Consider the following 7,399-nt stretch of genomic DNA (forward strand, 5'->3'; position numbering starts at 1 on the left):
ATATCAAATCCGGTAGTATCGGTGTAAAAAAGCGTAGAAACCGGGTTTATATGAAATGCCCTTGTAGGGACGTTGCATAAGGGCGTCCCTACCATCTATCTCCCATAAACCCGGTTTTTTATAATACTCCGAAGCCAACTGATTTGATATCATTTGAAAACTCTTAGTATTTTTTTTTATATCATAGGTTTTGGAAAAATTATGAGAGGTAAAACTATAGCTTTTCTATTGTCTTTGTGTATAAAAACCTTACTATTTTTAGGGAACAGGTGTGATTTTCAGGTTTTTTATCTACTTTTTGATTACCCGCAATATAAGCGTGGATTTGCTATATATATTTTACCGAATAATTAAGGTTTAAAGCCTCTCCTTTAAAGGAGAAACAGCGGTCGTTTAGGTAGCGCACTTCCTGACGGAATGCTCCGCAAACGTTAACGTTTCGCGACATGAATTGCTCGCATTCCGTCAGGATGGGATGCTGTTTCGGCGCTTGAGCTGACATGAAAAGCGGAGCGGCTCTGCACTCTTCGGGAAACCTCGCCATATCCAATCGACCAAGAGAAGAAAAAATTTTCCTTTTATTCAATCCTCTTCCTTTTAGGGAGAGGTAATTATCAATTATTGAACTATCTCTGGTTAAATATATGCTTAACTAAACTATGATGTTGATATTGATGGAGTCATTTGATGTGACTTGATTGATAATTTAGTAATACTTAACTCATTGAATATCTATGGGTATCTGAATTTATTGAGGGTTTGCTAAAAAATTCTTAAGGGTAGGAGTAGGAGTCAAGAGGAAAATGAATTGAAGAAGGACTAGAGGGAATAATTGTCTGAGATTTTTCCACTATTTAGTCTGTTAAAAATATGAGTATTTTGAAATAGACAGGACTTCCGCAAAGGTACTATGTATAGAGTTAAAAAACTATTGCGCAATGGTTTTGAACGCTATATATAGTTTCTCTGCGTAAGTCCTAATAGAGTAAGCGCAAAGCTGGAACTTTCTTGACAAAAAAAAGGCTAAATAATCTACAGATAAAGGCTTTTATACCAATTCCCAAAAGTCATGCTTTACTTATGTTAAAACTTCAGTTATTAAGTAATTACTTTAGTAGAATAACTGTTTTGCTGATTTTAGGTGAGTTAACATTAATTATTCTTGATTTTTACCGAATAATTAATAACTAATAGTTAATAATTAATAATTAAGAGTTGAAGCATCAATAATTAGTTATTCATTCAAAAATTAAGGTTTAAAGCCTCCCTTTGTAATGAATAATTAATATATTCTGAGGGCGAGTGCTAGGGTGTGTCATCAATTAAGGAGGTTGACAAAATGGGTATTGTATGATCTATACAGATAGCGATCGCTATGCTAATAAAATAACTGAGGCTACGACATAAATTCCTCCTAGAAAGTTGACTGAACGCTTGTCATACCTAGTAGCGATCGCTCTATACTGTTTGAGCTTGGCGAAGAAATTTTCAATCAGGTGCCGTGCTTTGTACAATATCTCATCATAGTTACGGCTTTCTTTCCGGTTTTTCTTAGGTGGAATTACTACTTCTATTCCTCTTTCAGCCAAAGGTCTAATTACCCGCTCATAAGCATCATAAGCTTTATCAGCTAAAACTGATTGAGCCTCTACAATTGGTAAGAGAACATCTGCTCCATCCAAGTCGCAGCCTTGGCCTGGAGTTAAAAAAATGGGTGGGATTACCCAAAGCATCTACTACCCCATGTATCTTGGTACTCAATCCCCCTTTGCTACGACCAATATCTTCCTGTTCTGCCCTACTATCTTTAGCCCCGGCACTATGTTGATGAGCACGAACAATTGTGGCATCAATCATGGCATATTCATTATCTGCATCCTCAGCTAGAGCTTGAAATAGTCTTTCCCAGACCCCTGAACGACTCCAGCGACTAAAACGGGTATGGACAACCCGGAAGTCTCCAAATCAATAAGAGTAAGTCTCTCCAAGGAATTCCGGCTCTATATCTGTATAAAACAGCTTCCACAAAGAGGCGGTTGTCCTTTGCTGTCCTTCCTACAGTCCCTTTACGTCCTGGTAGTAAATTTTGAATCCGTTCCCATTGGTCATCGCGTAACCCATAGCGTCTAGTCATTTAGAACATTCCTCCTTGATGTTATTCTTCATCAGCATACTATCACGCTAATGTCAACCTCTTTAATTGATGACACGCCCTAGGTAAATAGTTTATATATTGCTCCTAAGCGCCGTGATAATCATTAATTATTAATTGTTAATTGTTCATTGTTAATTATTGAGGAGGGGTAATTATTAATTATTAATTGTTCATTGTATTTTTTGCTGAATTCTCGCCCACTCTCCTACTTCCCTACTCTGAAATAGATAAAGTTTTTGAGAAATGGTATTAGAGTTGATCAGGAAGTTATGTTTAGTAGACCATAATTAAAAATTTGTTGGCTAAAGTCCTGAAATTGAAGATTCTTAGTTGAAAATTATCTTCTCTGACTACACTTTCATAGGAAAAACAATTATATTAATTAGTATTCATCTAATTTAAGGTCAAGGCTCTTGACTAAGCCTCAACTATGCTCCAGTTAAATACACTTAAGTGGTTGTCGGAACCTACTGAGACCACAGAATTATTGATAGAGCAGCTACTAGACATTGGAGTGGCTTTATCTGACACTCATAATTTGGGTGAACTATTAAATTTAATATTATCCAAAAGTCGGGAGATAACTTGTAGTGATGCAGGTAGTGTTTACTTAGTAGATAAAGTAAACACTAGACAACAGAAATTATTGTTCAAGGTTGCGCAAAATGATTCTTTATCAGAATCAGAATTTACCTTTCAGGAACTAGAATTACCTATGACATCTGAAAGTTTGGCTGGGTATGTTGCCTTAACAGGTCATACTTTAAATTTACCAGATGTTTACAATCTTCCAGAAAATATTCCCTATAAGTTTGATCAACGTTTTGACGAGCAAACAAGTTATCGTACTTGTTCAGTGTTGATTTTACCAATACAAAATCGACATCAGGAAATAATTGGAGTGCTTCAGCTAATTAACCGTAAACTTAAATCTGATGTGGTACTGACAACAGAAAATGCCAAAGAATTAACTCAAGCATACTCAGAATGGGAAGAGAGAATATTAATTTCTCTAGCCTCTCAAGCAGCTATATCTATAGAAAGAAATCATCTACAAGAAAATATAGAAAATTTATTTGAGGGTTTTGTTAAAGCATCAGTACAAGCAATAGAAGCGAGAGACCCTTGTACATCTGGTCATTCAGAGCGAGTAGCAAAATTAACGGTAGGTCTGTGTGAAGAAGTAAATATGATTAGTAATGGTCTATTGTCGGCCATATATTTTAGTAGTGAGCAAATTCAGGAAGTCCGTTATGCAGCTCTATTACATGATTTCGGTAAAATAGGTGTGCCAGAAGCTATATTAACCAAACGCAAAAAATTATATCAAGAACAATTAGACCTAATTGAGCAAAGGTTTTCTATAGCCCAACGTACTTTGGAAATGGAATCTGCTCAAACGAAGTACAAATACTTACTTGGACATTTGTCTGACATATCTCAACAACATACTCAAGACAATTGTCCTTTATGCGAAAAAATAGAAAATTTGGATTTAGAGTTACAAGCAGAAATTACTCAGCTTAATAACTATTGGCAAACAATACTAAGGGCTAACGAGCCAACAATTATAGCAGAAGAACCACTGAAGCAACTACAACAAATATCACTTTACACCTACAAAGATATAGACGGTAAAATTAAACCTCTGATTACACCAGAGGAAATGGCTCAACTTGGAGTTCCTAGGGGTAATTTGACTCCTGAAGAACGACAAGCTATGGAAGCTCATGTAACAGATTCTTACGAATTTTTAAAGCGAATTCCTTGGACAAAAAATCTACAGAATATACCAGAAATTGCTTATGGACACCATGAAAAGTTAGATGGCAGTGGTTATCCTAGGGGACTAAAAGACAAAGAAATTTCTATTCAAGCTCAAATTATAGTTATCGCAGATATATATGATGCTTTAACGGCTGGCGATCGCCCTTATAAAAAAGGCTTACCTGTAGAAGTTGCTCTGAGAATTATGCGTTCTGAAGCAGCCGCGAATAAAATTAATAGTCATTTCTTGGAACTATTTGAACAGAGACAAGTCTTTTCGATACTAGGACACAGCAAGTAATACCATTTCTCAAAAACTTTATCTATTTCAGAGTAGGGGAAGGTAGGGACGTTGCATGCAAGGTCCCTACAAACAACAATAATTAATGCTAAATTTCCTGAAACTAACAAAAAAGTAATTACCTTAGTTTAATTACTTAATAACTGAAGTTTTGTCTAAGTATAGCATTAATGCATGGGAATTGGTATAAGGTATACAAATTTCGGTTGTGCGTCAAGAAAGTGTGGGAAGTGTGGGAAGGGTGGGTAGATGTCCGAAAGTAGGAGCAATAATTCTACCTGTATATTTATCCTAACTTTTTGGTCGCTCAAGCTTAAATATTTGCACTTTTTCGCTCCCATCTGGGCGCTTAACCTTTATATATAGCTCTGTGCTCCGGGAACAGGCACTATTGGAACAGGCAACAGAGGGAATAAATTGCCGATAATATAAGACTTCTAGCTCTTTTGCCCCTACTACAATTTGTAAATATACCAGCGCTCATTGCTATATCAGTGCTTTTAGACTAGATTTACCAGCCATACCCGACTTATCCCACACTTTTCTGCACAACCCAAATTTCTATAAATACATAATTGTAGATCAAAAATTAATTAGGATATTCTTGAGAGAATGAACAAAATTTTGGATAGAGGTTGTTGATCAAAAAAAATTGTGATAGTCTGTCAGTCATCTACCTAACTTATTTATATGGACAAGCTGCTGGTTTTGTCATTCTCAGCTTGGGTATATCTAAAACCTAAAATCTTAAGGTAAAAAATCTAAATTTGTAGTAAAGGTCTATATAAAGAGTCTGTTTGTGCTATAAAAAAGTCGAACAAATATCAAAATTTGTTCTAGGGTTGGAATTATTTTAATATTGCTCGAAACAAACCTAATTCTGGAAAGAGATATCTTGACTCTGAGAGAAAATTGGACAACCTGCTATTCAACTCCATTATTAATACCTAAATTTAGTATCTAGTGGAGATGAAGGACTATCAAGCAATAATTGATAATCCTACCCTAATAGAAAATAACTAAATAAAAGAGCAAAATAGTCTCTCTGTAATCGGTGTGAGGATGAGGGGAAAATGTCAAAAATATTCTGGAATTGTTTACTTTTTAGTCCAGCAGTCTTAGGAGCAACCCTCGTTGCATCCTCAACTGCTATGGCAATTGAAAGTCAACCAACTAATACAGTTATTCAGCCTCAAGCTGCAACAACTGAAAATTTATCAACAAATAATATAGATATACAGGGAACTGAACTATTAGCTCAAGTTCCTGTAACAAATTCTGCTAATTCCGTTGCCAATACACCAGCAACTACCATACGACAAATCAACCGCTATGGTAGAGAAGGTCGCAATCTTCGTCAACCAGGTCTTCGTAACATTAACAGAGCTAATCGTAGAAATGGTAGAACGGCAAAAGGTCAGGTTACTTCTGTATCTCAACTTTCTGATGTTCAGCCTACAGATTGGGCATTTCAAGCACTACAATCCTTAGTTGAGCGTTATGGATGTATAGTTGGATATCCAGATGGTACTTACAGAGGCAACCGTGCTTTGACCCGTTTTGAATTTGCTGCTGGTGTTAACGCTTGTCTAGATAGAATTACAGAACTTTTACAAGCTGCTATAGCAGATACAGTAACTAGAGAAGACCTGGCTATTCTACAAAGGTTACAAGAAGAATTTTCCGCAGAATTAGCAATTCTCCGGGGTCGTGTCGATGCTCTAGAAGCTCGTGCTGCTGAATTGGAGGCTAATCAATTCTCTACAACTACTAAACTTAGAGGTGAGGTAATTTTTGCCCTTGTTGATAACTTTGAAGACCAAGGGGAATATGGAATGTTTAGTGATAGTACCCAGGATGAAGATCAAACAGTATTTCAATATAGGGTACGTCTGAATTTCAATACTAGCTTTTCTGGTGAGGACTTATTATTTACACGGTTACAAGCAGGTAATGCTCAAGCATTTAACCAATGGATAGCCGAGTCTGAAGGACAGCAAACCTTTAATATTCTTGACCGTACAGATGATACAGTTCAGCTAGATAAACTATTCTATAAGTTCCCTGTCAGAGATAACATCAGAGTAACTGTTGCTGCCAATAAGGTAAGTTGGTATGACTTTGTTCCTACACTTAATCCTTATATGGAAGATTTTGATGGAGGAAGTGGTTCTCTTAGTGCTTTTGGTCAAAGGAACCCAATCTATCGTTTAGGGGGTGGTAAAGGACTTGGAATTGAGTATGATTTTGGTTGCAAAGACCAATATGCTTGTACCTATAGTCCATTTTCTCTATCTTTTGGCTACTTAGCAGCAGAAGGTGAAGATCCTCGTGAAGGAAAAGGTTTGTTTAATGGAGACTATGCTGCTCTAGCACAATTAACATTTACTCCCATCAGAAATTTCCAAATTGGACTTACCTACAACAAAGGCTATTTTGGACCAGGAAATTTTGGATTTGATGATGGTGCAGCTACAGGTCTAGGTAATAATCAGAGTTTAAATAGTGGGTTTGTGGGGACAGGTGTTGCTAACAGTGTGTATGGTCTAAATGCTGGACTCAATGACCGCAAACCAGGTTCAGTTAATATTGCCAAGCCAGTTTCTACTAATGCCTATGGTGTAGAAATGTCTTGGCGAGCTGCTGATTGGGTAACAATTAATGGCTTTGGTACATATCTTGATGGCAAACTAATTGGCTTAGGTGATTTTGAAATCTGGACTTATGGAGCTACTATCGCTTTCCCTGATTTATTTAAGGAAGGTAGTTTAGGTGGTATTGTTGTAGGACGAGAACCATACATGAATGATTTAGAAGTTCCTAGTGGGTTGGCTTCAGGATTACGACAAGACCAGTCATGGCACATTGAAGCATTCTACAAATATCAAGTTACAGATAACATTTCAATTACTCCTGGTGTGACTGTAATTACAAATGCTAACCAAGATGATGATAATGATGAGTTAATTATTGGTACTATTAGAACTACGTTCCAGTTCTAGTAGTTAGTTGGAAAAATTAGGGTGGTATTTGCCACCCTATAAATTAATGGAATAATACTTACGCAAACTTAAGCCATAAATCTAATTGTTGATTAAATGTATATTGTTCATACTAAATATTTATCGTAGCAACCGGATTTATTTTCCTAAGTCTTATGGAATTAAAGTTTTTAT

2 protein-coding genes and 1 pseudogene are annotated in these 7,399 nt (G+C 36.3%); 2 read left to right on the top strand and 1 reads right to left on the bottom strand.

The genetic code is table 11. The features are described 5' to 3' along the window. Window positions 1–1,373 precede the first annotated feature (1,373 nt). Window positions 1,374–2,134, bottom strand: a pseudogene (locus AFK68_RS18470) (IS5 family transposase). Between the two features lie 451 nt (window positions 2,135–2,585). Between AFK68_RS18470 and AFK68_RS18475 the strand changes: the two are divergent. Together AFK68_RS18475 and AFK68_RS18480 are read left to right on the top strand one after the other, a co-directional pair. Further along, the gene (locus tag AFK68_RS18475) at window positions 2,586–4,223 is read left to right on the top strand and encodes an HD-GYP domain-containing protein (protein WP_094674028.1); all 1,638 of its coding nucleotides are present in this window, start codon (window positions 2,586–2,588) and stop codon (window positions 4,221–4,223) included. A 1,073-nt stretch (window positions 4,224–5,296) separates the two neighbouring features. Then, window positions 5,297–7,225 (top strand): iron uptake porin, encoded by a 1,929-nt coding sequence (locus AFK68_RS18480; RefSeq protein WP_094674029.1) that lies wholly within the window; start codon window positions 5,297–5,299, stop codon window positions 7,223–7,225. Window positions 7,226–7,399 lie beyond the last annotated feature (174 nt).

This window comes from Hydrocoleum sp. CS-953 (genome assembly GCF_002260545.1).
In the GTDB taxonomy this organism is placed as follows: Bacteria; Cyanobacteriota; Cyanobacteriia; order Cyanobacteriales; family Microcoleaceae; genus Trichodesmium.